This window comes from Streptomyces sp. NPDC008086 (assembly GCF_042957325.1).
Classification (GTDB): domain Bacteria; phylum Actinomycetota; class Actinomycetes; order Streptomycetales; family Streptomycetaceae; genus Streptomyces.
Genome location: NZ_JBIBIA010000008.1, coordinates 80,935 through 103,590 on the forward strand (window position 1 = coordinate 80,935; position 22,656 = coordinate 103,590).

The window sequence follows — 22,656 nt, forward strand, 5'->3', positions numbered from 1 at the left end:
CAGAACCCCTGCCGTTCGCTGCCCGTCTCAGGCAACATGATGTCGTGTCCAGCTGTGTGCGGGCCACACACGTGGCCGAGCCCCACCTGTGAACGGCGGCTTCGATAAGGTCGGCGGCGATGCACAAGACGCTGATCGTGACCAACGACTTCCCGCCCCGCCCCGGCGGCATCCAGGCGTTCCTGCACAACATGGCGCTACGCCTCGACCCTGAGCGGCTAGTCGTCCACGCCTCCACCTGGAAGCGCGGCCGAGAGGGCGTCGAGGCCACCGCCGCCTTCGACGCCGAGCAGCCTTTCACGGTCGTACGGGACCGTACGACGATGCTGCTGCCGACGCCCGGCGCGACCCGGCGCGCGGTCGGACTGCTGCGTGAGCACGGCTGTACGTCGGTGTGGTTCGGGGCGGCGGCCCCGCTCGGTCTGATGGCCCCGGCGCTCAGGAAGGCGGGCGCCGAGCGGATCGTGGCCACGACCCACGGCCACGAGGCCGGGTGGGCCCAGCTGCCCGCGGCCCGCCAGCTGCTGGGGCGGATCGGGGAGTCGACGGACACGATCACCTACCTGGGCGAGTACACGCGCTCGCGGATCGCCACGGCCCTGACGCCGGCCGCGGCCGCACGGATGGTGCAGCTGCCGCCAGGGGTGGACGAGAAGACCTTCCATCCCGGTTCGGGCGGCGACGAGGTCCGCGCCCGGCTGGGCCTCACGGACCGCCCGGTGGTCGTCTGCGTCTCCCGTCTGGTCCGGCGCAAGGGCCAGGACACCCTGATCCAGGCCATGCCCCGCATCCTGGCCGCCGAGCCGGACACCGTACTGCTGATCGTCGGGGGCGGCCCGTACGAGAAGGATCTGAGGCGGCTGGCGCAGGAGACGGGCGTCGCCGACTCCGTCCACTTCACCGGCCCCGTCCCCTGGTCCGACCTCCCCGCTCACTACGGTGCCGGCGACGTCTTCGCGATGCCCTGCCGTACCAGGCGGCGAGGCCTCGATGTGGAGGGCCTCGGCATCGTCTACCTGGAGGCATCGGCGACCGGCCTGCCGGTCGTGGCCGGTGACTCGGGCGGCGCACCGGACGCCGTACTCGACGGGGAGACCGGCTGGGTGGTGCGGGGCGGCTCCCCGGAGGAGGCCGCCGACCGGATCGTCACGCTCCTGGGAGACCCCGAACTGCGCCGGAGGATGGGCGAGCGCGGCAGGGAGTGGGTCGAGGAGAGGTGGCGCTGGGACCTGCTGGCAGATCACTTGAAGCAGTTGCTGTAGTGCGACGCCCATCTTTCAGGGGCGCGATCAACCACAAACAACCCACACCCGCCCACCATGAATACGCGGCACCCCACTAGGCGGAACCCAATAATCCGCCCATGCTGCGCACATGACATCAAACCTGATGCAGCGTCAGCTGACAAGACGTCAAATCCTCGGCATGGCGGCCCTGCAAACCGCCGCCACCCTCGGCTTCACCCGCGTCTCCCTCGCCGCGGCCAAGGAAGCCGAGCCCGAGGCGGTCGAATCCACCCCGGCCATAGTCATCGGCTCCGGCTACGGCGGCGCGGTCGCCGCCCTCCGCCTCGGAGAGGCCGGCGTCCGCACCCTCGTCCTGGAGATGGGCCGCCTGTGGAACACCAACGGCCCCGACGGCAAGGTCTTCTGCTCCACCGCCGCCCCCGACCGCCGCTCCATGTGGTTCCGCACCCGCACCGAGGCCCCGCTCGCCACCTTCCTGTGGCTGGACGTGGTCAACAAGGACATCAGCCCCTACCCGGGAGTCCTGGACCGCGTGCACTACGACCACATGTCCGTGTACGTCGGCCGGGGCGTCGGCGGCGGCTCCCTGGTCAACGGCGGCATGGCCGTCACCCCCCTCCAGTCCTACTTCGCCGAGCAGTTCCCGACCGTGGACACCGCGGAGATGTACCGCACGTACTTCCCACGCGCCCGCTCCATGCTCGGCGTCAACACCGTCGACCCCGCGTGGTTCGAGTCCACGGAGTGGTACCGCTTCACCCGGATCTCCCGCAAGCACGCGAGCAACGCCGGTCTGCGGACCACCTTCGTGCCCAACGTCTACGACTTCGGGTACATGCAGCGCGAGGCGGCCGGCACGTCCACCAGATCGGCGCTCGCCGGCGAGGTGATCTACGGAAACAACCACGGCAAGCGCAGCCTCGACCAGACGTACCTCGCCTCCGCGCTCGGCACCGGGAACGTCACCATCCACACCCTGGAGCGGGTGAGGTCGATCAGCAGGGCCGCCGACGGGACGTACGTCCTGGCCGTCGACCGGATCGACGACACCGGGGCCGTCGTGGAGACCAAGGAGTACGGCTGTACGTACCTCTTCCTCGGCGGCGGCAGCGTCGGCACCACCGAACTCCTCGTCCGGGCCAGGGAGTCGGGCACCCTTCCCGCGCTGGACGCGAGCGTCGGCGCCGGGTGGGGGACCAACGGCAACGTCATGCTCGGGCGGGCCAACCACCTGTGGGACACCGTCGGGGCGAACCAGTCGACCATGCCGGTCATGGGCATCGACGACTGGGCCAACGCCGCCAACCCCGTCTTCGCCGAGATCGCGCCCCTGCCGACGGGCCTCGAGCACTGGGTCAGCCTCTATCTGGCGATCACCAAGAACCCGGAGCGCGCGTCGTTCTCGTACGACAGCGCCACGGGAGCCGTGAAGCTGGGCTGGAGTGCCGCGCAGAGTGCCGTGTCCGTGGGGATGGCGAAGAAGCTGTTCGACCGGATCAACCGGGCGAACACCACCATCTACCGGTACGACCTGTTCGGCTCGGGCAACAAGGTCTTCGCCGACGACTTCACGTACCACCCGCTGGGCGGCTGCGTGCTGGGGAAGGCGACCGACGACTACGGCCGGGTGAGGGGGTACTCGCGGCTCTACGTCACCGACGGCTCGCTCGTGCCCGGGTCGATCGGGGTGAACCCGTTCGTGACGATCACCGCGCTCGCCGAACGCACGATGGCGCGGGTCCTCCTGGAGGACACCGCGCCATGAGCCGTCGTACGAAAGGAGTGCGCTACTTCTGGTAGATCGCCTCGATCTCGTCCGCGAAGTCCTTCGCCACGACGTTGCGCTTCAGCTTCAGCGACGGCGTCAGATGGCCCGAGTCCTCCGTGAACTGGGAGGGAAGAATGCGGAACTTCCGCACCGATTCCGCCTTCGACACCGCGGCGTTGCCGTCGTCGACCGCCGACTGGATCGCGGCCAGCAGGTCGGGGTCCTCGTGCAGCGACGCCGCGGTGGAGCCCGCCGGTTTGCCGTGGTCGGCGCACCAGCGGCCCAGGAACTCCTCGTCGATGGTGACCAGCGCGCCCACGAACGGCCGCCCGTCGCCCACCACCATGCACTCCGCGACCAGCGCGTGCGCCCGGATGCGGTCCTCGATCACGGCCGGGGCGACGTTCTTGCCGCCCGCGGTGACGATGATCTCCTTCTTGCGGCCGGTGATCCTCAGGTAGCCGTCCTCGTCGAGGGTGCCGATGTCACCGGTGTGGAACCAGCCGTCGGCCAGCGCCTCCTCGGTCGCGCCCGGATTGTTCCAGTACTCCTTGAACAGGTGCTCGCCGTGCAGCAGCACCTCCCCGTCGTCCGCGATCCGCACGACCGAGCCGGGCAGCGGCTGGCCGACCGTGCCGATCTTCTGGCGGTCCCAGGGGTTGAACGCGGTCGCGGCGCAGGACTCGGTCAGGCCGTAGCCCTCCAGGACCGTGAAGCCGATGCCGCGGAAGAAGTGCCCGAGCCGCTCGCCCAGCGGGGCGCCGCCGGAGATGGCGTACTCGCCCTTGCCGCCGAGCACCGCGCGCAGCTTGCTGTAGACGAGTTTGTCGAAGACCTTGTGTTTGATCTTCAGGCCGACCGGCGGGCCGGACGGGGTGTCCAGCGCCTTGCTGTAGGCGATCGCGGTGTCCGCGGCCTTGTCGAAGATCTTGCCCTTGCCGTCGGCCTGGGCCTTGGCGCGCGCCGAGTTGTAGACCTTCTCGAAGACGCGCGGCACGCCGAGGATCAGCGTCGGGCGGAACGCGGCCAGCTCGTCCGTGAGGTTCTTGATGTCCGGGACGGTGCCCAGCTTGATCGGCGCCATCATCGGCGCGACCTGCACGAGGCGGCCGAAGACATGGGCCAGCGGGAGGAAGAGCAGCACCGAGCACTCGCCGGTGCGGAACAGCGGACGCAGCCGCTCGACGATGTTGCCGCACTCGGCGAAGAAGCTGCGGTGGGTCAGCACACAGCCCTTGGGGCGGCCGGTCGTGCCGGAGGTGTACACGATCGTCGCCGGGTCGTCGGCCTTCGCCAGCGAGCTGCGCTCCTCGACCGTCGCGTCGCTGATGTCCTGCCCGAGCCGGCCCAGCTCCTCGATACCGCCGGCCTCGATCTGCCAGACGTGCTTGAGCGCGGGCAGCGCGTCGCGCACCGACTCCACGGCGGCGGTGTGGGTGTCCAGCTCCGTGATCACGGCCGTCGCGCCCGAGTCGCCGAGGATCCACTGCACCTGCTCCGGCGAGCTGGTCTCGTACACCGGCACGGTGACCGCGCCCGCCGACCAGATCGCGAAGTCCAGCAGGGTCCACTCGTAGCGCGTACGGGACATCAGGCCGACCCGGTCGCCCGGTCCGACCCCGGCGGCGACGAGCCCCTTCGCGGCCGCGTGCACCTCGGCGAGGAAGGTGGTGGCCGAGACGTCCTGCCAGGCACCGCCCACCTTGCGGGCGATGACGGCGACGTCCGGGTGCTGCGCGGCGTTTCTGCGGACGATGTCGGTCAGATTGCCGTCCGCAGGGACCTCGTACAAAGCCGGAAGGCTGAACTCGCGCAAGACTGCTGCTCCTCATAGGGCGCCGGCGCCACGACGTTGTGCGATGCGACGGTGCGGTCCATGGCTCGGGCAAGTGCTCTGGGATTCACATGTTGAAACTCAGAGCACGACTGGACCGACCGGACGTTACCCGCCGGTATGGCTTCTTCGACAGGGGGGTCCGGCGAGATGTTCGCTGCGTCACACGGATTGGTACCTCTGCGCGCACAGTAGTCGAGCCGTCTGACGACTGGCCAGTAACCATCGGTTCGGCCGCCACTGTTCACGTTTGCCGCACACGCTTACCCTTGATCGCCATGGCACCGACACCGACGGGAAACAGCAGGACCCGCGTCCATGTGGTCAGCGACGTACACGGCAACGCCCGCGACCTGGCCAGGGCCGGCGAGGGCGCGGACGCCTTGATATGCCTGGGCGACCTGGTGTTGTTCCTCGACTACGCCGACCACTCGCGCGGCATCTTCCCCGACCTCTTCGGCGTGGAGAACGCCGACCGCATCGTGGAGCTGCGCACCGCCCGGCGCTTCGAGGAGGCGCGCGAGCTGGGGGCGCGGCTGTGGGCCGGAGTCGGCTCGGACCGGTGGGTGGTGATCGAGAAGGCGGTCCGCAAGCAGTACGCCGAGCTGTTCGCGGCGTTCCCGACACCGACGTACGCCACCTACGGCAATGTCGACATGCCGCCCCTGTGGCCGGAGTACGCCGGCCCCGGCACGACCGTGCTGGACGGGGAGCGGGTCGAGATCGGCGGGTGGGTCTTCGGCTTCGTGGGCGGCGGCCTGCGCACCCCGATGCGGACGCCGTACGAGATCAGCGACGAGGAGTACGCCGCGAAGATCGAGGCCCTGGGGGAGGTGGACGTGCTCTGCACGCACATTCCGCCCGAGGTGCCCGAGTTGGTGTACGACACGGTGGCGCGGCGTTTCGAGCGGGGCAGCAAGGCACTGCTGGAGGCGATTCGGCGGACCCGCCCGCGCTATTCGCTGTTCGGGCACGTCCATCAGCCGCTCGTCCGGCGGATGCGGATCGGGGCGACGGAGTGTGTGAACGTGGGGCACTTCGCCGCGTCGGGGAAGCCCTGGGCGCTGGAGTGGTGAGGTGGGGTGAAGTCGGCTGGTCGGGCGCGCGGTAGCCTTCACGCTGCGCACGCGTGCGCATCACGACTTCTTACCGGACCGCTTCTGGAGGAGCCACGGCGATGGCGGAACACACCAGCTCGAGCATCACGATCGAGGCGGCACCGGCCGATGTCATGGGGGTGATCGCCGACTTCGCGCGCTACCCGGACTGGACCGGTGAGGTGAAGGAGGCGGAAGTCCTCAAGACCGACGGCCAGGGCCGTGCCGAGCAGGTCCGGCTCGTCATGGACGCCGGGGCGATCAAGGACGACCAGGTGCTGGGGTACACCTGGACCGGGGACAACGAGGTGTCCTGGACGCTGGTGAAGTCCCAGATGCTGCGGTCGCTCGACGGCTCGTACCTCCTGAAGCCGGCCGGGGCGGGGGCGACCGAGGTCACCTACCAGCTGACCGTCGACGTCAAGATCCCGATGCTGGGGATGATCAAGCGCAAGGCGGAGAAGGTCATCATCGACCGGGCGTTGGCGGGGTTGAAGAAGCGGGTGGAGTCGGGCAAGTAGGGTTCCTCGCCCCCGTCGCCCCTACCCGTCCCATCCTGAAGGGGCGCTGCCCCTTCGACCCCGCCAGGGGGCTCCGCCCCCTGGCCCCCATCGGGCCTCCGGGCCGCGTCCTCAGACGCCGGACGGGCTGGAAGTGCCCCGTAGGGCCGGGCACCTGTCCACCGGGCTGAACCCCGGCGTCCGTTACGGTTCAGCCCCATGCGCACCATCCTGATCACCGGACCCGGCGGCAGCGGACGTACCACCGTCGCGGCCGCCACCGCGCTCGCCGCCGCCCGCGAGGGCACCCGGACCCTGGTCCTGAGTGCCGACCGTACCGACACCCTGGGCGCGGCACTCGGCGCGAGTACGGGGCCGGCCCCGAGCGAGGTCACGACGAACCTCACCGCGTGGCGGCCCGACGCGGCCACCGGGTTCCGGGACGACCTCGCCGCCTTCCAGGAGCGCGCCTCCTCCGCGCTCGACCTGCTCGGTGCCTCCCGGCTCGACCCGGAGGAGGTCACTCCGCTGCCCGGCGCCGAGGAACTCGCGCTGCTGCGGGCACTGCGGGACGCCGCGCTCGCCGAGGCGCACGACCTCCTCGTCGTCGACCTCCCGGCCACCCCGCACGCCCTCGCCCTGCTCTCCCTCCCCGAAGAGCTGCGCCGCTACCTGCGCCGGCTGCTCCCGCCCGAGCGGCAGGCGGCCCGCGCGCTGCGGCCCGTGCTGGGGCGGCTGGCCGGCGTTCCGATGCCCGCGGAGTGGCTGTACGAGACCGCGGCCCGCTGGGACCTCGACCTCGCCGCCGTCGAGGCCGTCGTCGCCGACCGGGACACCGTCGTACGGCTGGTCGCCGAGCCCGGCCCGGGCGGCGCTGACGCCGTACGGGCCGCCCGCCTCGCGCTCGCCCTGCGGGGCCTGCGCCCCGACCTGCTGGTCGCCAACCGGGTCCTGCCCGAGACGGAGGCGGTACCGGGCAGCTGGCTCGACGGGCCCGTCGCCCAGCAGCGCAAGGCCCTGGAGGAGTGGCGGGAGGGCGGGCACGACATCCACACCGTCGCCCACCTCGGACGCGACCCGCGCGGCCCCCACGACCTCGCCGATCTCGCCGTGTCCACCGTCAACGACACGGCGTCCACGGTCGAGTGGCCCGTCACCGACCGGCTCGCCGAGGACGGCGTCCTCGTCTGGCACATCCCGCTGCCCGGCGCCGTACGCGACGAACTCGACCTCATCCGGCGCGGCGACGAACTCGTCGTCACGGCGGGCCAGTTCCGGCGTATCGTGCCGCTGCCGTCCGCGCTGCGCAGGTGCCGGGTGGACGGGGCCGGACTGCGCGACGGCGAGCTACGGATCCGGTTCGCGCCGGACCCGGATCTCTGGCCGGGCGCACGGTGAAGCAGGTACGCCCGTTCGGGTAACGTCGTAGAGACGAACCGTAGTCAGGAGTCCGTCATGAGCGAAGAGCTCCCCCCGTCCGACGCCGCGGAGCAAGAGGCGATCGACGAGGTACGGGCGACCGACGCCGACGCCTGGGCGACGGCGTGCGCCGAGGACCTCGCGCAGGAGAAGGAGCGCCGCCGCGCCCAGTACGGTCCGCAGCCGGGCGCCGCCGCCGAGGAGCTGCGCAAGCTCGTCGACGCCGTCGCGGACAAGCTGTCCACCCTCCAGTCCCCGCTGCTCGGCGCGGTCGCCGGACCCGCCGCCCAGCAGGTGGTCAAGCAGGTCGTGGAGCAGGCCAAGGCGGCCGTCGAGCCCGTCATAGAGCGCAACCCGGACGTCTTCGACCACCTCGCGGCGGCCGGCAGCGAACTCCTCGCCGCCTACCGCTCCGCGGTCCAGGCCCAGGAACGACGCTGGACCACCCGCGAGACCGGCGGGCACGACCTGGACGAGCGCCCGGACCGCCCCGACCGGGGCGACGACGCCGGGCCCGGAGAACGCATCGACCTGGACTGATTCCCCCGGATCCGCAGGCCGTCGGCAGGCCCCGTCCGCCGGGCGGACGACGGGGCCCCGACGGCAGGGCCTCGGGTACGGTTGGCCGTAGCGGGGCTCGACCGAAACTGAGGGATTCATGGGACTCACCATCGGCGTCGACATCGGCGGCACGAAGATCGCGGCCGGCGTGGTCGACGAGGAAGGCAACATCCTCTCGACCCACAAGGTGCCGACCCCGGGCACGCCCGAGGGCATCGTGGACGCCATCGCCTCCGCGGTGGAGGGTGCGCGCGCCGGGCACGAGATCGTCGGCGTGGGTATCGGTGCGGCCGGATACGTCAACCGCCAGCGCTCGGAGGTGTACTTCGCCCCCAACATCGACTGGCGCAACGAGCCGCTGAAGGAGAAGGTCGAGGCCCGCGTCGGCCTCCCGGTCGTCGTGGAGAACGACGCCAACGCGGCCGCGTGGGGCGAGTACAAGTTCGGCGCCGGCAAGGGCCACCGCAACGTCATCTGCATCACCCTGGGCACCGGTCTCGGCGGCGGCATCATCATCGGCAACAAGCTGCGCCGCGGGCACTACGGCGTGGCCGCCGAGTTCGGCCACATCCGCATGGTCCCGGACGGCCTCCTGTGCGGCTGCGGGTCGCAGGGCTGCTGGGAGCAGTACGCCTCCGGTCGCGCCCTGGTCAGATACGCCAAGCAGCGCGCCAACGCCACCCCCGAGAACGCCGAGATCCTGCTCGGCCTGGGCGACGGCAGCCCCGAGGGCATCGAGGGCAAGCACATCTCCATGGCCGCCCGCCAGGGCGACCCGGTCGCCGTCGACTCCTACCGCGAACTCGCCCGCTGGGCCGGCGCCGGCCTCGCCGACCTGGCCTCCCTGTTCGACCCGTCCGCCTTCATCGTCGGCGGCGGCCTCTCCGACGAGGGCGAACTGGTCCTCGACCCCATCCGCAAGTCCTACAAGCGCTGGCTGGTCGGCGGCAACTGGCGCCCGGTCGCCGACGTCATCGCGGCCCAGCTGGGCAACAAGGCGGGCCTGGTGGGCGCGGCGGACCTGGCCCGGGAGCCCGACCCCATCATGTAAGGCTCGCCTTTTCGGCACCGGGGACTGTGCCGAGCTTCTTGGGGGGCGCGGGGCTGTATCACCATGCGGCTCCGCCGTGTGGGCGCGACAAGCCACGACGAACCGGCAGTCGCGCACAAACCCCGCGCCCCGAGCCATTAGGCGTAAATTGATCGCCATGGAGTCGCTCCCCAATTCCCGCACGGAGCCCGACGGTTCAGCCGTCATCCGAGTCCTCAGCTACAACATCCGCTCGATGCGCGACGACACGGACGCCCTCGCCCGCGTCATCACCGCCTGCACCCCCGACCTGGTCCTCATCCAGGAAGCCCCCCGCTTCTTCCGCTGGCGCAAGAAGCTCTCCCGCCTGGCCCGCGCGGCGAACCTCGTCATCCTCACCGGCGGCGCCACCGCCGCGGGCCCGGCGATCCTCTGCAACCTGAGGGCCACCGTGGAGCGCACGGAAGACGTCCTTCTCCCCCTCACCCCGGGACTGCACCGGCGTGGCTTCGCCACCGCGGTGGTCCGGTTCGGCGGTGCCCGCCTGGGCGTCCTGAGCTGCCACCTCTCCCTGCAGAAGGACGAACGCCACGAGCAGGGCGGCATGCTGCTCGACCGGCTGGCCGGCATGGGGGTGGAGCACGCCGTCGCGGGCGGCGACCTGAACGAACGCCCCGCCGGCCGCACCTTCCGCCGCATGGCCGAGGATCTCCAGGACTGCTGGGCCACCGCCCCCTGGGGCGCCGAGTACACCTCGACCCCGGCCGACCCGCACCAACGTATCGACGCGATCTTCGCCACCAAGGGCATCGAGGTGCTCGGCTGCGGGGTGCCCATGGGCCGGCCCGGTGTGACGGAGACAGACCTGAGGGCGGCCACGGACCACCTTCCGGTCCTGGCCGCCCTCAAAGTACCGGCGTCCTAGCGCGTCCTGGAGCGTTCTAGACGACCGCGCCCCGCCCGGGATCGTCGTCGTCCTCGTCGTCCGTCTTCATCCGCATCACCAGCGTGGCGAAGCCGCCCAGGAACCCGCCGACGCTCAGCGTGGCCAGCCACCACGTCATGTCCCAGCCGAGCAGGACGGCGAGCAGCAGCAGGATCGGCCCGCCGATCACGCCGAGCCAGGCGAACTTCGCGGTCGCGTCGGCGGCGGGCAGCGGCGGCGGCTCCGGCGGGACGAAGTGGCCCTCGTCGTCCGCGTCGAAGTCCTCCTCGGACGGCTCGGGCACGCTGTAGTCGCGCGGGCCGACGCCGGGGGCGAAGGAGACGGAGCTGCCCAGCGGCTTCACCGGCTTGTCGTCCCGGTCGGCCGTGGGCTCGTCGGCCTGCTCGGACTTCGCGCCGTTGCCGCTCTTCTCGCCCTTCTCGGGTTCGCGGCCCCCGTCCGTCCCGTCGCCCGTCGCGCCGTTCGTGCCGTCGTTGGTGTCGGACTCCAGCAGCGCCAGGTCCTCCACCGACTTGAACGGTTTCGAGCCCGGCGGGTCCGGCGGCTCCTCGCCGTATCCGGCGACGATCGCTGCCCAGGCGGCGTCCTCGTCGAACGGGACGTGCTGCTCTTCCGGCTCGCGATCGTCGCGGTCCTCACGCCTCTCGCGGTCGGAGTCGTGCTCAGCCACGTGCAGTCGTCCCTTCTCTGCCGACGCCGGTCGCGAGCCGGTCGATGAAGCCGATGCTCTGCTCGAAGATCCGGTCCGCGTCATGGTCCAACGTCGCCACGTGATAGCTCTGTTCCAGCACGATCTCCGTTACGTCCGTGGAGGACACCCGACTCAGGATCCGGGCCGAGTCCGCCGCCGGCACCGTGTGGTCCTGGGCGCTGCGCAGAAGCAGCAGCGGCTGCGTGACCTGCGGCAACTCGCCGTCGACCAGCCGGAAGAAGTTCCGCAGAGAGTGGGCCGCGTGCAGCGGCACCCGGTCGTACCCGATCTCCACGCCGCCCTCCTTGGCGATGTCGCTCACGATCCCCGGCGCCGTCCGGACGAAGTGACGGGACACCGGCAGGGTGTACGTGGACAGTCCGTGCATCTTGTTCGCCGGGTTGACGACCAGCACGCCCGCGACGCCCTCGCCGTGCTTGGCGGCGAGCCGCAGGGCCAGGGTGCCGCCCATGGAGAGGCCGGCCACGAAGACCCGGGCGCAGCGGTCGCGCAGACCGCGCAGCTCGCGGTCCACCTCGGCGTACCAGTCCTGCCAGCCGGTGAGCCGCATGTCCTCCCAGCGTGTGCCGTGGCCCGGCAGCAGCGGCAGCGAGACGGTGTGCCCGCGCTCGGCGAGATACGCCGCCCAGGGGCGCAGCGACTGGGGGGAACCGGTGAAGCCGTGGCAGAGGAGGACCCCGGTCTCCCCGCCCTCGCGGCGGTACGGCTCGGCTCCAGGAAGGACCGGCACCTTACGGTCTCCTGTTCGTGAGAAGGACGGACGTGGACGAGAACGATCGGTACAGCCAGGTGTGGTTCACCGTACGCGACCGCACTGACACCGACCAGGGCCGTCGGACTCATTGACAGTGCTCCGGGTTAAGGTCTGATCGACAGACACAGGAGGCACTCGGTTGTTGTACGGCGCGATGAAGGTGGCCATCGGGGGACCGTTGAAGGTCGCCTTCCGGCCCTGGGTGGAGGGCCTGGAGAACATTCCGGCCGAGGGCGCCGCGATCCTGGCGAGCAACCACCTCTCGTTTTCCGACTCGTTCTTCCTGCCCGCGGTCCTCGACCGCAAGGTGACCTTCATCGCGAAGGCCGAGTACTTCACGACGCCCGGCGTCAAGGGCCGGATGACGGCCGCCTTCTTCAAGGGCGTCGGCCAGTTGCCCGTGGACCGCTCCGGGGCACGCGGGGCGGGCGAGGCGGCCATCAAGAGCGGCATAGAGGTGCTGGAGCGCGGTGAGCTGTTCGGTATCTACCCGGAGGGCACGCGCTCGCCCGACGGGCGGCTCTACCGGGGCAAGCCAGGCGGCCTCGCGCGCGTGGCGCTCGCCACCGGGGCGCCGGTCGTCCCGGTCGCCATGATCGACACGGAGAAGATCCAGCCGCCAGGCCAGGTCATGCCCAAGCTGATGCGGCCGGGCATCCGGATCGGCAAGCCGCTGGACTTCAGCCGGTACCAGGGCATGGAGCACGACCGCTTCGTGCTCCGCGCGCTGACCGACGAGGTCATGTACGAGATCATGAAGCTCTCCGGTCAGGAATACGTCGACATGTACGCGACGGCCGCGAAGCGGCAGATCGCGGATGCCGCGAAGGCCGAGAAGGAACAGGCGAAGAAGGAACAGGCGAAGAAGCCGAAGTAGGCGGACGAGGAGCGCTCGGCGGCCCCGGGAGGGCAGTCCGGGCGGGCGACTCGAGAACACGGGGTGGGGGGAATGGCCAAGCGCGAGCGGGTCATGAGGATGTCGGTCGAGCAGCCGCTGTGGCGTGCGCTGGCCGGCTACCGGGTGCTGACCATGGTGTACGCGATCGGGCTGTTCATCAGCGCCTACGACGAGATCGCCCGCCCCTGGGTGGCCGTCGCCTACTACGCCGTACTGGCCGTGTGGACCCTGGCCACCCTGCCCCGCGTCGCGAACGCCGCGAGTTGCACCAAGCGCTTCCTCGCCGTCGACCTCACCATCGCCCTGGCCGGCATCCTGCTCACCCGGCTCGCCGAGACACCCGCGCGGATCGAGGCCGGAGCCCCGACACTGCCGTCGATATGGACCGCGGGCGCCGTGCTCGCCTTCGCCATCAAGGGCGGCTGGCGCTGGGCCGCCTTCGCCTCCACCCTGGTCGCCGCCGCCAACCTGATCCACCGCTCCGGCGTACCGACCCGCGACACCGTCCACATGGTGCTGCTCGTCTGGATCGCCTCCATCGCCATCGGCTACGTCGTCGAGGTCGCCCGCGCCTCCGAGCGCACCCTCGCCCGGGCCCTGGAGATCGAGGCGGCGACCCGGGAGCGGGAGCGGCTCGCGCGGGACATCCACGACAGCGTGCTGCAGGTGCTGGCGATGGTGCAGCGGCGCGGCGCCGTGATCGGCGGCGAGGCGGCCGAGCTGGGCCGGATGGCCGGCGAGCAGGAGGTCGCGCTGCGCACGCTGGTCTCGGGCGGCCTGGTGCCGGTGTCGCGTGTGTCGGACGACGCCGCCGAGGGGGCCGTCGTGGTCGCCGTGGAGGAGCCGGACGAATCCACCGGTCCGGTCGACCTGCGCGCGCTGCTCGCCCCGTACGCCGGCGCGAAGGTCAGTCTCGCCGAGCCCGGCGCGCCCGTGACACTGGCCCCGGCCGCCGCCCGGGAGCTGGCCGCGGCCGTGGGGGCGGCCCTGGACAACGTCCGCAGGCACGCGGGGGAGCACGCGCGTGCGTGGATCCTCGTCGAGGACGAGCCCGACGAGGTGATCGTCACCGTACGGGACGACGGCCCCGGCATCCCCGAGGGCCGGCTCGCCCAGGCCGAGGGCGAGGGGCGGCTCGGTGTCGCTCTGTCGATCCGGGGGCGGCTGCGGGACCTCGGCGGCAGCGCCGAATTGATCTCGGTGCCGGGCCAGGGCACCGAAGTGGAACTGAAAGTACCGAAGGCCGACAGCGCTTCACGGGGGAAGGCGGAGCAGCGATGACGGACACCGCGCACGGGCAGGACGGGCAGGGCGGACAGCGAGGACCGATCAAGGTCATGGTGGTCGACGACCACCCCATGTGGCGGGACGCGGTCGCCCGCGACCTGGCGGAGTCCGGCCTCGACGTGGTCGCCACGGCGGGCGACGGCGACCAGGCCGTCCGCCGTGCCAAGGCCGCCGCCCCCGACGTCCTCGTGCTGGACCTCAACCTGCCGGCCAAGCCCGGCGTCCAGGTCTGCAAGGAACTCGTCGCCCACAACCCGGCGCTGCGCGTCCTGGTCCTGTCCGCGAGCGGCGAGCACGCCGACGTCCTGGAGGCCGTGAAGTCGGGCGCCACCGGCTATCTGCTGAAGTCGGCCTCGACGGAGGAACTGCTCGAGGCGGTGCGCCGTACGGCCGTCGGCGACCCCGTGTTCACGCCGGGCCTCGCCGGTCTGGTCCTCGGCGAGTACCGCCGCCTCGCCTCCGACCCGGGGCCCGCCGCCCCCGACGCCGACCAGCCGAAGGCCCCGCAGCTCACCGAGCGCGAGACCGAGGTGCTGCGGCTCGTCGCCAAGGGCCTGAGCTACAAGCAGATCGCCGAACGCCTGGTCATCTCCCACCGCACGGTCCAGAACCACGTCCAGAACACCCTCGGCAAGCTCCAGCTGCACAACCGGGTGGAGCTGGTGCGGTACGCGATAGAGCGCGGCCTCGACGACGAGTGATCCACCGATCGTCCGATTGACGACACGGATTGACGACGCGGATTGACGGCGCGTAAACCAAACACCCGGCGGTTCACCGGAATTGCCGTTCCGACCCATCCCGTTGTGACCTGGCTCACCATTAGCGTGGCCTCACCAGGCAACCGCGGCGAAGGGACATTTCCATGCGGGTCGGAGTACTGACCGGAGGCGGCGACTGCCCCGGTCTCAACGCCGTCATCCGGGCCGTCGTCCGCAAGGGCGTGCAGGAGTACGGCTACGACTTCGTCGGCTTCCGGGACGGCTGGCGAGGTCCGCTCGAGAACGACACCATCCGTCTCGACATCCCCGCCGTGCGCGGCATCCTGCCCCGCGGCGGCACCATCCTCGGCTCCTCGCGCACCAACCCTCTCAAGCAGGAGGACGGCATCCGGCGCATCAAGGAGAACCTCGCCAAGCAGGAGGTCGAGGCGCTCATCGCGATCGGCGGCGAGGACACCCTCGGCGTCGCCGCCCGCCTCTCCGACGAGTACGGAGTGCCGTGCGTCGGCGTACCCAAGACGATCGACAACGACCTGTCCGCGACCGACTACACCTTCGGCTTCGACACCGCCGTCGGCATCGCGACCGAGGCGATCGACCGGCTGCACACCACCGCCGAGTCCCATATGCGCGTCCTGGTATGCGAGGTGATGGGCCGTCACGCCGGCTGGATCGCCATCCACTCCGGGCTGGCCGGCGGCGCCAACGTCATCCTCATCCCCGAGCAGCGCTTCGACGTCGACAAGGTCTGCGCCTGGATCACCTCCCGTTTCAAGGCGTCGTACGCCCCCATCGTGGTCGTCGCCGAGGGCGCCATGCCCAAGGACGGCGACATGGTCCTCAAGGACGAGTCGCTGGACTCCTTCGGACACGTCCGGCTCTCCGGCGTCGGCGAATGGCTGGCCAAGGAGATCGAGAAGCGCACCGGCAAGGAGGCCCGCACCACGGTCCTCGGCCACATCCAGCGCGGCGGCACCCCGAGCGCCTTCGACCGCTGGCTCGCCACCCGCTTCGGCCTGCACGCCATCGAGGCCGTGCGCGACCGCGACTTCGGCAAGATGGTCGCCCTGCGTGGCACCGACATCGTCCGTGTCCCGATCGGAGAGGCGACGGCCAAGCTGAAGACGGTGGATCCGAAGCTGTACGACGAGGTAGGCGTGTTCTTCGGCTGACGACAGGCCGCGGCGGAGGTCCGGGGGCGCCGACCCCCGGACGACCGCCAGGATGGCTAGACGGTCGTGTTCCGCAGCTGACCGACCAACTCCCGTACGACGGCCGTTCCGTTCAGCGTCAGGATCGACTCCGGGTGGAACTGCACCCCGGCGAACCCGGGCCCCCGTACGGCGTGCACCTCCCCGTTCCCGGCCCTGCTGACCTCGATGCCGTGCGCGCCCAGCTCCTCGGCCACCTCGTCGTCGCAGCGCGCCACGAAGCTGTTGTAGAAGCCGACGGTCTCCGGCCGCCCGAACAGGTCGATCGTCGTCTGCGCCCCCTGGTAGGGCACTTCCTTGCGTACGATCTCCAGCCCCAGCTCGGCCGCGATCAGCTCGTGCCCGAGGCAGACGCCGAGGACGCCGTGCCGGTGGTCGCGGACGACCTGGGCGGTGAGGTCGCGCAGGAAGCGCATCTTGGGGTCGGTGAGGTCGGAGGGATCACCGGGGCCGGGACCCAGCACGACCGGCCCCCCATGCGCGAGGACCGCCTCCCGCAGTCCGGCCTCGTCGTAGCGCCGGACGCTCACCTCCAGCCCGCTCGACCGCAGCACATGCGCGAGCATCGCCGTGAAGGTGTCCTCGCCGTCGACGACCAGGGCGTGTCCGGTCAGCTCCTCGGAGGGCTCCTGCATCCGCAGCCAGAACGGGGCCAGCGAGGCGCGGCGCCCGTCGAGGGCGGCACGCACGCGCGGGTCGTCGGCGAGACGCACGCGCGCGTGCTCCGCACGGGGCCGGGACGGCCGTACGCCGAGCGCCGCCAGGACGCCCGCCGCCTTGGCGTGGGTCTCCGCTACCTCGCTCGCCGGGTCCGAGCCGCGCACCAGTGTCGCGCCGACCGGCACCCGCAGCCCGCCGTCGGCGTCGATGTCGGCGGTGCGGATGAGGATGGGGGAGTCAAGGGTCTGCGCGCCACCGGAGTCGCGGCCGATCAGGGCCAGCGCCCCGGCGTAGTAGCCGCGCCCGCCGATTTCGTGCCGCTCGATCACCCGGCAGGCGTTCTGCACGGGCGAGCCGGTGACCGTCGCGGCGAACATGGTCTCCTTCAGGACCTCCCGCACATCCAGCGAGGACTTCCCGCGCAGCTCGTACTCGGTGTGCGCGAGGTGCGCCATCTCCTTCAGCCGGGGACCGACCACCACCCCGCCCATGTCGCCGACGGTGCACATCATCTTGAGTTCCTCGTCGACGACCATCGACAGTTCCTCGATCTCCTTGCCGTCGGCGAGGAAGCCGAGCAGATGCTCGGGGGTGGGGCCGTCCGCCGGGTAGCGGTACGTCCCGCTGATCGGGTTCATGACGACGGTCCCGCCGGACATCCGCACGTGCACCTCGGGGCTCGCCCCGACCAGCGTGCGCTCCCCGGTGTGCACGACGAAGGTCCAGTACGCCCCCCGCTCGCCCTCCAGCAGCCGCCGGAACAGGGCCAGCGCGTCGGCCCGTGAGAACCCCGGGATCGCCCCCTCGTACGTCCGCCGGATCACGAAGTTCGCGCCCTCGCCGCGCCCGATCTCGTCCCGCAGCACCCGCCCGACGATCTCGCGGTACTCCTCGTCGGCGACGTCGAAGCCACCGCCCTCGACCCGCACGCCGTGCGCCGGGAGCTGCTCCAGGGCTTCGGCGAGCGGGACGCCGTACGTCTCCTCGGGCGTCAGCACGGTCAGCGGGGTGCCGTCGTCGCGGACGTCGAAGCCGCGCTCGCGGATCTGCCGGAAGGGGACGAGGGCCAGGCCCTCGTCGGGAAGGTCGGCCAGGCGGTCGTACGTGGCGACCGGGCCGACGAGGACCTCGACCGTGTCGTGGTACTGGCCCGGGGTGCGGCGGCGCAGCAGGGCGAACGGTCGGGGATCGTCCGGCAAGCCGAGCAGGTTCATGGGTCCGTGCTCCTTCTCAGTGAGACTCGGTGGTACTCAGTCGGAGAGGAACGGACCCCGGGAAACGCCGAAGGCCGCCCCTCGGGCGGCCTTCGCGAAGTCTGTCGTACGCGCGATCAGTGGGCCGCCGGATGAGCGGTCCACCACCAGTTCTGGGTCGAGTGCGCGAACATGCGAGGCACCCTACCCCATGTCCGAGGGGTGTACCCCGTGTCTCAATTGCTGGGCATGGGGCAGGACGCCCGACACGACCCCGTAATGTTGAGTGCGTGACCGTGAACGCTAAGACCAGCGCGAGTGCTGGCAACACCTGGCGAGACCTGCCCGCGGCGCAGCAGCCCGAGTACCCCGACACCGAGGCTCTGCGCGCAGTCGTTGCGGAGCTGGAGTCGTATCCGCCGCTCGTCTTCGCGGGCGAGTGCGACCAGCTGCGCGCCCGGATGGCGGCCGTCGCCAAGGGAGAGGCGTTCCTCCTCCAGGGCGGCGACTGCGCCGAGGCCTTCGACGCGGTGTCCGCCGACCACATCCGCAACAAGCTCAAGACCCTGCTCCAGATGGGCGCCGTGCTGACGTACGCCGCCTCGGTGCCGGTCGTGAAGGTCGGCCGCATCGCCGGCCAGTACTCCAAGCCGCGCTCCAAGGGCACCGAGACCCGTGACGGCGTGACCCTGCCGACGTACCGCGGCGACTCGGTCAACGGCTTCGACTTCAACGAGGCCGCCCGCGTCCCGGACCCCGAGCGCCTGAAGCGGATGTACAACGCGTCCGCGTCCACGCTCAACCTGGTGCGCGCCTTCACCACCGGCGGCTACGCCGACCTGCGTCAGGTGCACGCCTGGAACCAGGACTTCGTGAAGTCGTCCCCGTCCGGCCAGCGCTACGAGCAGCTCGCCCGCGAGATCGACCAGGCGCTGAACTTCATGCACGCCTGCGGGGCGGACCCGGAGGAGTTCAAGACCGTCGAGTTCTACTCCTCGCACGAGGCGCTGCTGCTCGACTACGAGTCCGCCCTGACCAGGGTCGACTCCCGCACCGGGCAGTTGTACGACGTCTCGGCGCACATGGTGTGGATCGGCGAGCGCACCCGGCAGCTGGACCACGCGCACATCGAGTTCGCCTCGAAGATCCGCAACCCGATCGGCATCAAGCTCGGCCCGACGACCACGGCCGAGGAGGCGCTGCAGTACATCGAGCGCCTGGACCCCGACCGTGAGCCGGGTCGGCTGACCTTCATCGTCCGCATGGGCGCCGACAAGGTCCGCGACAAGCTCCCCGAGCTGGTCGAGAAGGTCACCGCCTCGGGCGCGACCGTGGCCTGGGTGACCGACCCGATGCACGGCAACACCTTCGAGGCGGCCTCCGGTCACAAGACCCGCCGCTTCGACGACGTGCTCGACGAGGTCAAGGGCTTCTTCGAGGTCCACAAGGCGCTCGGCACCCACCCGGGCGGCATCCACGTGGAGCTCACCGGCGACGACGTCACCGAGTGTGTGGGCGGCGGCGACGAGATCTTCGTCGACGATCTGCACCAGCGCTACGAGACGGCCTGCGACCCGCGGCTCAACCGCAGCCAGTCGCTTGACCTGGCCTTCCTCGTCGCGGAGATGTACCGGGACCAGTGACGGCATCGCCTGTCACAGGGACGTGAGTGGGGCGCGGATCACATTCGATCCGCGCCCCACAGCACTTTTACCGTTCCTGCGAGCCGGGTAAGGTTAGGTTAGCCTCACCGATTAAGGGGATGGCACGACTTCGATCCCGGCGGGAGGTGGTCCGCGTGTACGTCTGCAGTTGCTTCGGTGTCACCGAGCAGCAGGTCAAGAAGCACGCGGAGGACGGCGCCTGTACGCCCCGCCAGATAGCGTCCGCCTGCAAGGCCGGCACCGACTGCGGATCGTGCGTACGCCGGATCCAGGCGATCCTGGGCCGGGGCGCGTGCCCCCGCCGTGACCTGGCCGACCAGGGCAAGCCGGTGCTCACCGACCTGGCGGACGCGGCCTAGCTTCCCGCCGCCCGTCGGCTCCCTAGCTGGGCTGCTCGATCTGCTGCGCGATGTACAGCGCCTCACCCAGCTTGTCGATGAGCTCCAGCTGGGTGTCCAGGTAGTCGATGTGGTGCTCCTCGTCCTCGAGGATCGACTCGAAGAGATTCGCGGACGTGATGTCGCCCTTGGTGCGCATCACCTCGATACCCCGCTTGAGACGGTCGATCGCCTCGACCTCGACCTGCCGGTCGGCCTGGAACATCTCGGTGACCGTCTGGCCGACCCGCACATGGAACAGGCGCTGGTAGTTGGGCAGGCCGTCCAGCATGAGGATGCGCTCGGTGATCTTGTCCGCGTGCTTCATCTCATCGATGGACTCTTCACGCGTGTACTTGGCGAGCTTCGTCCAGCCTTTGTTGTCCTGGATCCGGTAGTGCAGCCAGTACTGGTTGATCGCCGTCAGCTCGCCGGTCAGCTGCTCGTTCAGGAATTCGAGGACCTCGGGGTCGCCCTGCATCGCAGAGGCTCCTTCCACGCGGGGGAACTGGCAGGTTGCGCCGCATGATTGCACCGGCAGCGAAGATCGTCCAGTAAGTCTTCACTTAGTAAGTTAGGGCATGCTTAGTCCGTTATGAGGTGGATTGAGCAGGGGTGTGGTCAGGTGCACTGCCCCAGGTCTGTCAGGATGGAGTCATGGGTCAGCCGGTGGAGCGTGAAGGTGGAGCAGCAGCGCACTCCGAGCTCCCGCCGGGACAGCGGGTGCAGCGCGGCTGGCCCGTCACCCACTACGGACCGGTCCCCAAGTTCCGGCCCGAGCGCTGGGAGTTCAGGGTGTTCGGGGCGACCGTCGACGGTGAGAAGCACTGCTGGACCCACGAGGAGTTCACGGCCCTGCCGTACAAGACCGTCCTCGCCGATCTGCACTGCGTCACCAAGTTCAGCATGCTCGGTGCGGAGTGGGGCGGCATTCCGGCCCGGACGATCCTGGAGATCGCCCCGCCGGCGCCGGCCGTCACCCATGTGATGGTGTGGGCCGAGTACGGCTTCAGCTCCAACCTGCGCCTCGCCGACTTCGCCTCCGAGCGCGCGATCTTCGCCACCCACAAGGACGGCGAACTGCTCACGGCCGAGCACGGATTCCCGCTCCGCCTGGTCGTCCCCCATCTCTACGCCTGGAAGGGGCCCAAGTGGGTCCGGGGCGTCGAGTACATGACCGCCGACCGCCGCGGCTTCTGGGAGGAGCGCGGCTACCACAACATCGGCGACCCCTGGAAGGAACAGCGGTACTCCTACCAGGAGGAGCCCGGGGACGGGCCCGAGCTCTGACTCCCGTCGTCGGTCAGCCGTGGTACTGGTGCACCACCGCGTGGCCCTTGCCGCGCCCGATCATCCACTTGTTGACCGGCGTCGTCAGGACGAAGGCGACGGCCAGCGCGATGGCCAGGACCCACCAGAACAGCGGGTCGGTGAGCTCGGCGTCCATGGCGCCCGGCCACAGCACGATCACGCCGTTGTCGACCAGCTCCATCACGGCGATCGAGAGGGTGTCAGCGGCCAGCGCCACCTTCAGTGCGGCGCGCAGTTCGACGCCGGCCTTCAGTACGCCGCGCAGGGTCAGCGCGTAGCCGAAGAAGAAGGCCAGGACGATCGCCAGGATCAGTGTCGACACCGTGCCCCAGCCGAGGGCGGTGCCGATCACCATGCCCAGCACCTCCCCGATGGCGCAGCCGGTGAGGCAGTGCAGGGTGGCCCGGACGGCCATCGCCCAGCTGCTGGTCGCCGCCGTCTCGTGGTGGTGAGCGTGTGACGCGTGTGCTTCGTGCTGCATGACGGCCCCCATGTCAGGTCACGGTTCCTGCATCGAGCAGGAACCGTATACCCCCCTGGGGTATTCCCTAAGGCTTACGCGCCCCGGAGTTTCTTCAGCCGCTCCACGTCCGCCGCGTGGCCTTCCTTTCCGCCGGGCGTCTCGATGATCAGCGGTACGCCCTCCGTGGCCGGGTGCGTCATCAGTGCGCGGAACGGGTCCTCGCCGATATGGCCCGCGCCGATGTTCTCGTGCCGGTCCTTGTGCGCGCCGACGACGTCCTTGGAGTCGTTGGCGTGGATCAGCTTCAGCCGCCCCTCGCCGACGGTGTCCACCAGCAGGTCGAGCGTCTGGTGCATGCCGGACGGGCCGGTCAGGTCATGGCCGGCGGCGAAGATGTGGCAGGTGTCCAGGCAGACCCCGAGCTTCGGATGGGCGTCCAGCGCCTCGAAGTACGGCCCGAAGTCCCAGGTGCGGGAGCAGAGCGAGGCGCCCTGCCCGGCGGTGGACTCCAGCAGCAGATACGGGTCGTCGTCGTGGGTCAGCTCGTCGAGCAGCGGCAGCAGGTGCTCCCGTACCTGCTTCAGCGCCACCGATCGCTCCCGGCCACCGGTCGCGCTGCCCGTGTGTACGACCACGCCCAGCGCGCCGATCTCCCGGCCGCGGCGCAGCGAGTGCCGTAGCGACTCCACCGACTTCTCGACCGTCGCCTCGGTGTGCGAACCGAAGTTGATCAGATACGGCGCGTGCACATACGCCGGGATCGACTCGGCCGCACAGATCGCGCGGAACTCCTCGTCCTGCCGCGGGTTCCCGGCCGGCGTCGCCCAGCCGCGCGGGTTGGCGACGAAGACCTGGACCGTCTCTGCCTTGAGGTCATGGGCGTAGGTGAGCCCGACGGAGCTGAGGCCGCCGGCCACGGGGACGTGGCCGCCGACGGGATTGCGGGAGGGGCCGGGAGGGGTTCCCGGGGTGGCGGACTGCTGACTCTTCACCCGTTCAGGG

General features: G+C 70.5%; 23 protein-coding genes. 15 read left to right on the forward strand and 8 right to left on the reverse strand.

Annotated elements, in window-relative coordinates; all coding sequences use genetic code 11:
• The first annotated feature begins 119 nt into the window (after positions 1-119).
• Positions 120-1,262 carry a glycosyltransferase gene (locus tag ACFZBP_RS27805; protein ID WP_391417035.1) on the forward strand — a complete coding sequence of 381 codons (1,143 nt, stop codon included), beginning with the start codon at positions 120-122 and terminating at the stop codon, positions 1,260-1,262.
• Between the two features lie 163 nt (positions 1,263-1,425).
• On the forward strand, positions 1,426-3,012 hold the full coding sequence (locus ACFZBP_RS27810) for a GMC oxidoreductase (protein ID WP_391417038.1): 1,587 nt from the start codon (positions 1,426-1,428) through the stop codon (positions 3,010-3,012).
• Between the two features lie 22 nt (positions 3,013-3,034).
• Here the strand turns inward: ACFZBP_RS27810 and ACFZBP_RS27815 are convergent, their stop codons facing one another.
• Complete coding sequence (locus ACFZBP_RS27815; protein WP_383444451.1) at positions 3,035-4,831, reverse strand: AMP-dependent synthetase/ligase; 1,797 nt, start codon at positions 4,829-4,831, stop codon at positions 3,035-3,037.
• Positions 4,832-5,127: 296 nt separating this feature from the next.
• Between ACFZBP_RS27815 and ACFZBP_RS27820 the strand changes: the two genes are divergently transcribed.
• The 6 genes from ACFZBP_RS27820 (at position 5,128) to ACFZBP_RS27845 (ending at position 10,381) form a co-directional block, all read left to right on the forward strand.
• Positions 5,128-5,925 (forward strand): metallophosphoesterase, encoded by a 798-nt coding sequence (locus ACFZBP_RS27820; RefSeq protein WP_391417041.1) that lies wholly within the window; start codon positions 5,128-5,130, stop codon positions 5,923-5,925.
• A 101-nt stretch (positions 5,926-6,026) separates the two neighbouring features.
• Entirely contained in the window at positions 6,027-6,467 is a 441-nt protein-coding gene (locus ACFZBP_RS27825) for an SRPBCC family protein (protein WP_383444457.1), read from the forward strand.
• Between the two features lie 198 nt (positions 6,468-6,665).
• A complete protein-coding gene (locus ACFZBP_RS27830) occupies positions 6,666-7,844 on the forward strand; it encodes an ArsA family ATPase (RefSeq protein ID WP_383444460.1) in 1,179 nt (392 codons plus the stop codon).
• 57 nt (positions 7,845-7,901) lie between these two features.
• Positions 7,902-8,405 carry a DUF5304 domain-containing protein gene (locus tag ACFZBP_RS27835; protein ID WP_383444463.1) on the forward strand — a complete coding sequence of 168 codons (504 nt, stop codon included), beginning with the start codon at positions 7,902-7,904 and terminating at the stop codon, positions 8,403-8,405.
• A gap of 118 nt (positions 8,406-8,523) precedes the next feature.
• A complete protein-coding gene (locus ACFZBP_RS27840; RefSeq protein WP_234764787.1) occupies positions 8,524-9,477 on the forward strand; it encodes an ROK family glucokinase in 954 nt (317 codons plus the stop codon).
• A 157-nt stretch (positions 9,478-9,634) separates the two neighbouring features.
• A complete protein-coding gene (locus tag ACFZBP_RS27845; protein WP_383444467.1) occupies positions 9,635-10,381 on the forward strand; it encodes an endonuclease/exonuclease/phosphatase family protein in 747 nt (248 codons plus the stop codon).
• Between the two features lie 16 nt (positions 10,382-10,397).
• Here ACFZBP_RS27845 and ACFZBP_RS27850 read toward each other — a convergent pair whose 3' ends face one another.
• Positions 10,398-11,072: a hypothetical protein gene (locus tag ACFZBP_RS27850; RefSeq protein WP_391417045.1), complete on the reverse strand. Its 675-nt coding sequence runs from the start codon at positions 11,070-11,072 to the stop codon at positions 10,398-10,400.
• The gene (locus ACFZBP_RS27855) at positions 11,065-11,844 is read right to left on the reverse strand and encodes an alpha/beta fold hydrolase (protein WP_391417047.1); all 780 of its coding nucleotides are present in this window, start codon (positions 11,842-11,844) and stop codon (positions 11,065-11,067) included. Before ACFZBP_RS27855 ends, ACFZBP_RS27850 begins: the two co-directional genes overlap by 8 nt.
• A 166-nt stretch (positions 11,845-12,010) precedes the next feature.
• Between ACFZBP_RS27855 and ACFZBP_RS27860 the strand changes: the two genes are divergently transcribed.
• The 4 genes from ACFZBP_RS27860 to ACFZBP_RS27875 all read left to right on the forward strand — a co-directional run bounded on the left by ACFZBP_RS27860 (position 12,011) and on the right by ACFZBP_RS27875 (position 15,947).
• Entirely contained in the window at positions 12,011-12,745 is a 735-nt protein-coding gene (locus ACFZBP_RS27860; RefSeq protein ID WP_383444476.1) for a lysophospholipid acyltransferase family protein, read from the forward strand.
• Positions 12,746-12,817: 72 nt separating this feature from the next.
• Entirely contained in the window at positions 12,818-14,047 is a 1,230-nt protein-coding gene (gene macS, locus ACFZBP_RS27865) for a MacS family sensor histidine kinase (protein WP_391417049.1), read from the forward strand.
• The gene (locus tag ACFZBP_RS27870; RefSeq protein ID WP_391417051.1) at positions 14,044-14,754 is read left to right on the forward strand and encodes a response regulator; all 711 of its coding nucleotides are present in this window, start codon (positions 14,044-14,046) and stop codon (positions 14,752-14,754) included. The genes macS and ACFZBP_RS27870 overlap by 4 nt, the downstream gene beginning before the upstream one ends.
• Positions 14,755-14,918: 164 nt before the next feature.
• Positions 14,919-15,947 carry a 6-phosphofructokinase gene (locus ACFZBP_RS27875; RefSeq protein WP_062718978.1) on the forward strand — a complete coding sequence of 343 codons (1,029 nt, stop codon included), beginning with the start codon at positions 14,919-14,921 and terminating at the stop codon, positions 15,945-15,947.
• A 56-nt stretch (positions 15,948-16,003) separates the two neighbouring features.
• Here the strand turns inward: ACFZBP_RS27875 and ACFZBP_RS27880 are convergent, their stop codons facing one another.
• Positions 16,004-17,860 (reverse strand): chorismate-binding protein, encoded by a 1,857-nt coding sequence (locus ACFZBP_RS27880; RefSeq protein ID WP_391417054.1) that lies wholly within the window; start codon positions 17,858-17,860, stop codon positions 16,004-16,006.
• Between the two features lie 116 nt (positions 17,861-17,976).
• On the reverse strand, positions 17,977-18,033 hold the full coding sequence (locus ACFZBP_RS27885) for a trp operon leader peptide (RefSeq protein ID WP_071528813.1): 57 nt from the start codon (positions 18,031-18,033) through the stop codon (positions 17,977-17,979).
• 96 nt (positions 18,034-18,129) lie between these two features.
• On the opposite strand from ACFZBP_RS27885, the gene ACFZBP_RS27890 reads away from it, so the two are divergent.
• Together ACFZBP_RS27890 and ACFZBP_RS27895 are read left to right on the forward strand one after the other, a co-directional pair.
• Complete coding sequence (locus ACFZBP_RS27890) at positions 18,130-19,482, forward strand: class II 3-deoxy-7-phosphoheptulonate synthase (RefSeq protein WP_383444490.1); 1,353 nt, start codon at positions 18,130-18,132, stop codon at positions 19,480-19,482.
• A gap of 119 nt (positions 19,483-19,601) precedes the next feature.
• Positions 19,602-19,862 carry a bacterioferritin-associated ferredoxin gene (locus tag ACFZBP_RS27895; RefSeq protein WP_383444494.1) on the forward strand — a complete coding sequence of 87 codons (261 nt, stop codon included), beginning with the start codon at positions 19,602-19,604 and terminating at the stop codon, positions 19,860-19,862.
• Positions 19,863-19,884: 22 nt separating this feature from the next.
• On the opposite strand, the gene bfr is transcribed toward ACFZBP_RS27895, so the two are convergent.
• The gene (bfr, locus tag ACFZBP_RS27900) at positions 19,885-20,361 is read right to left on the reverse strand and encodes a bacterioferritin (protein ID WP_062702861.1); all 477 of its coding nucleotides are present in this window, start codon (positions 20,359-20,361) and stop codon (positions 19,885-19,887) included.
• 176 nt (positions 20,362-20,537) lie between these two features.
• On the opposite strand from bfr, the gene ACFZBP_RS27905 reads away from it, so the two are divergent.
• Entirely contained in the window at positions 20,538-21,170 is a 633-nt protein-coding gene (locus tag ACFZBP_RS27905) for a sulfite oxidase-like oxidoreductase (RefSeq protein WP_383444497.1), read from the forward strand.
• A gap of 13 nt (positions 21,171-21,183) precedes the next feature.
• On the opposite strand, the gene ACFZBP_RS27910 is transcribed toward ACFZBP_RS27905, so the two are convergent.
• Positions 21,184-21,672, reverse strand: a complete 489-nt coding sequence (locus tag ACFZBP_RS27910; RefSeq protein ID WP_391417060.1) for a DUF4396 domain-containing protein — start codon at positions 21,670-21,672, stop codon at positions 21,184-21,186.
• Between the two features lie 74 nt (positions 21,673-21,746).
• A complete protein-coding gene (locus ACFZBP_RS27915; protein ID WP_391417062.1) occupies positions 21,747-22,646 on the reverse strand; it encodes a deoxyribonuclease IV in 900 nt (299 codons plus the stop codon).
• Positions 22,647-22,656: the final 10 nt, after the last annotated feature.

Bases quoted from the DNA above. Each gene is read 5' to 3' on its own strand.
- bfr (WP_062702861.1), bottom strand. From the start codon at position 20,361: ATGCAGGGCGACCCCGAGGTCCTCGAATTCCTGAACGAGCAGCTGACC.
- ACFZBP_RS27830 (WP_383444460.1), top strand. From the start codon at position 6,666: ATGCGCACCATCCTGATCACCGGACCCGGCGGCAGCGGACGTACCACC.
- ACFZBP_RS27805 (WP_391417035.1), top strand. From the start codon at position 120: ATGCACAAGACGCTGATCGTGACCAACGACTTCCCGCCCCGCCCCGGC.
- ACFZBP_RS27820 (WP_391417041.1), top strand. From the start codon at position 5,128: ATGGCACCGACACCGACGGGAAACAGCAGGACCCGCGTCCATGTGGTC.
- ACFZBP_RS27875 (WP_062718978.1), top strand. From the start codon at position 14,919: ATGCGGGTCGGAGTACTGACCGGAGGCGGCGACTGCCCCGGTCTCAAC.
- macS (WP_391417049.1), top strand. From the start codon at position 12,818: ATGGCCAAGCGCGAGCGGGTCATGAGGATGTCGGTCGAGCAGCCGCTG.
- ACFZBP_RS27835 (WP_383444463.1), top strand. From the start codon at position 7,902: ATGAGCGAAGAGCTCCCCCCGTCCGACGCCGCGGAGCAAGAGGCGATC.
- ACFZBP_RS27895 (WP_383444494.1), top strand. From the start codon at position 19,602: ATGGCACGACTTCGATCCCGGCGGGAGGTGGTCCGCGTGTACGTCTGC.
- ACFZBP_RS27910 (WP_391417060.1), bottom strand. From the start codon at position 21,672: ATGCAGCACGAAGCACACGCGTCACACGCTCACCACCACGAGACGGCG.
- ACFZBP_RS27880 (WP_391417054.1), bottom strand. From the start codon at position 17,860: ATGAACCTGCTCGGCTTGCCGGACGATCCCCGACCGTTCGCCCTGCTG.
- ACFZBP_RS27825 (WP_383444457.1), top strand. From the start codon at position 6,027: ATGGCGGAACACACCAGCTCGAGCATCACGATCGAGGCGGCACCGGCC.
- ACFZBP_RS27840 (WP_234764787.1), top strand. From the start codon at position 8,524: ATGGGACTCACCATCGGCGTCGACATCGGCGGCACGAAGATCGCGGCC.
- ACFZBP_RS27845 (WP_383444467.1), top strand. From the start codon at position 9,635: ATGGAGTCGCTCCCCAATTCCCGCACGGAGCCCGACGGTTCAGCCGTC.
- ACFZBP_RS27810 (WP_391417038.1), top strand. From the start codon at position 1,426: ATGGCGGCCCTGCAAACCGCCGCCACCCTCGGCTTCACCCGCGTCTCC.
- ACFZBP_RS27905 (WP_383444497.1), top strand. From the start codon at position 20,538: ATGGGTCAGCCGGTGGAGCGTGAAGGTGGAGCAGCAGCGCACTCCGAG.
- ACFZBP_RS27870 (WP_391417051.1), top strand. From the start codon at position 14,044: ATGACGGACACCGCGCACGGGCAGGACGGGCAGGGCGGACAGCGAGGA.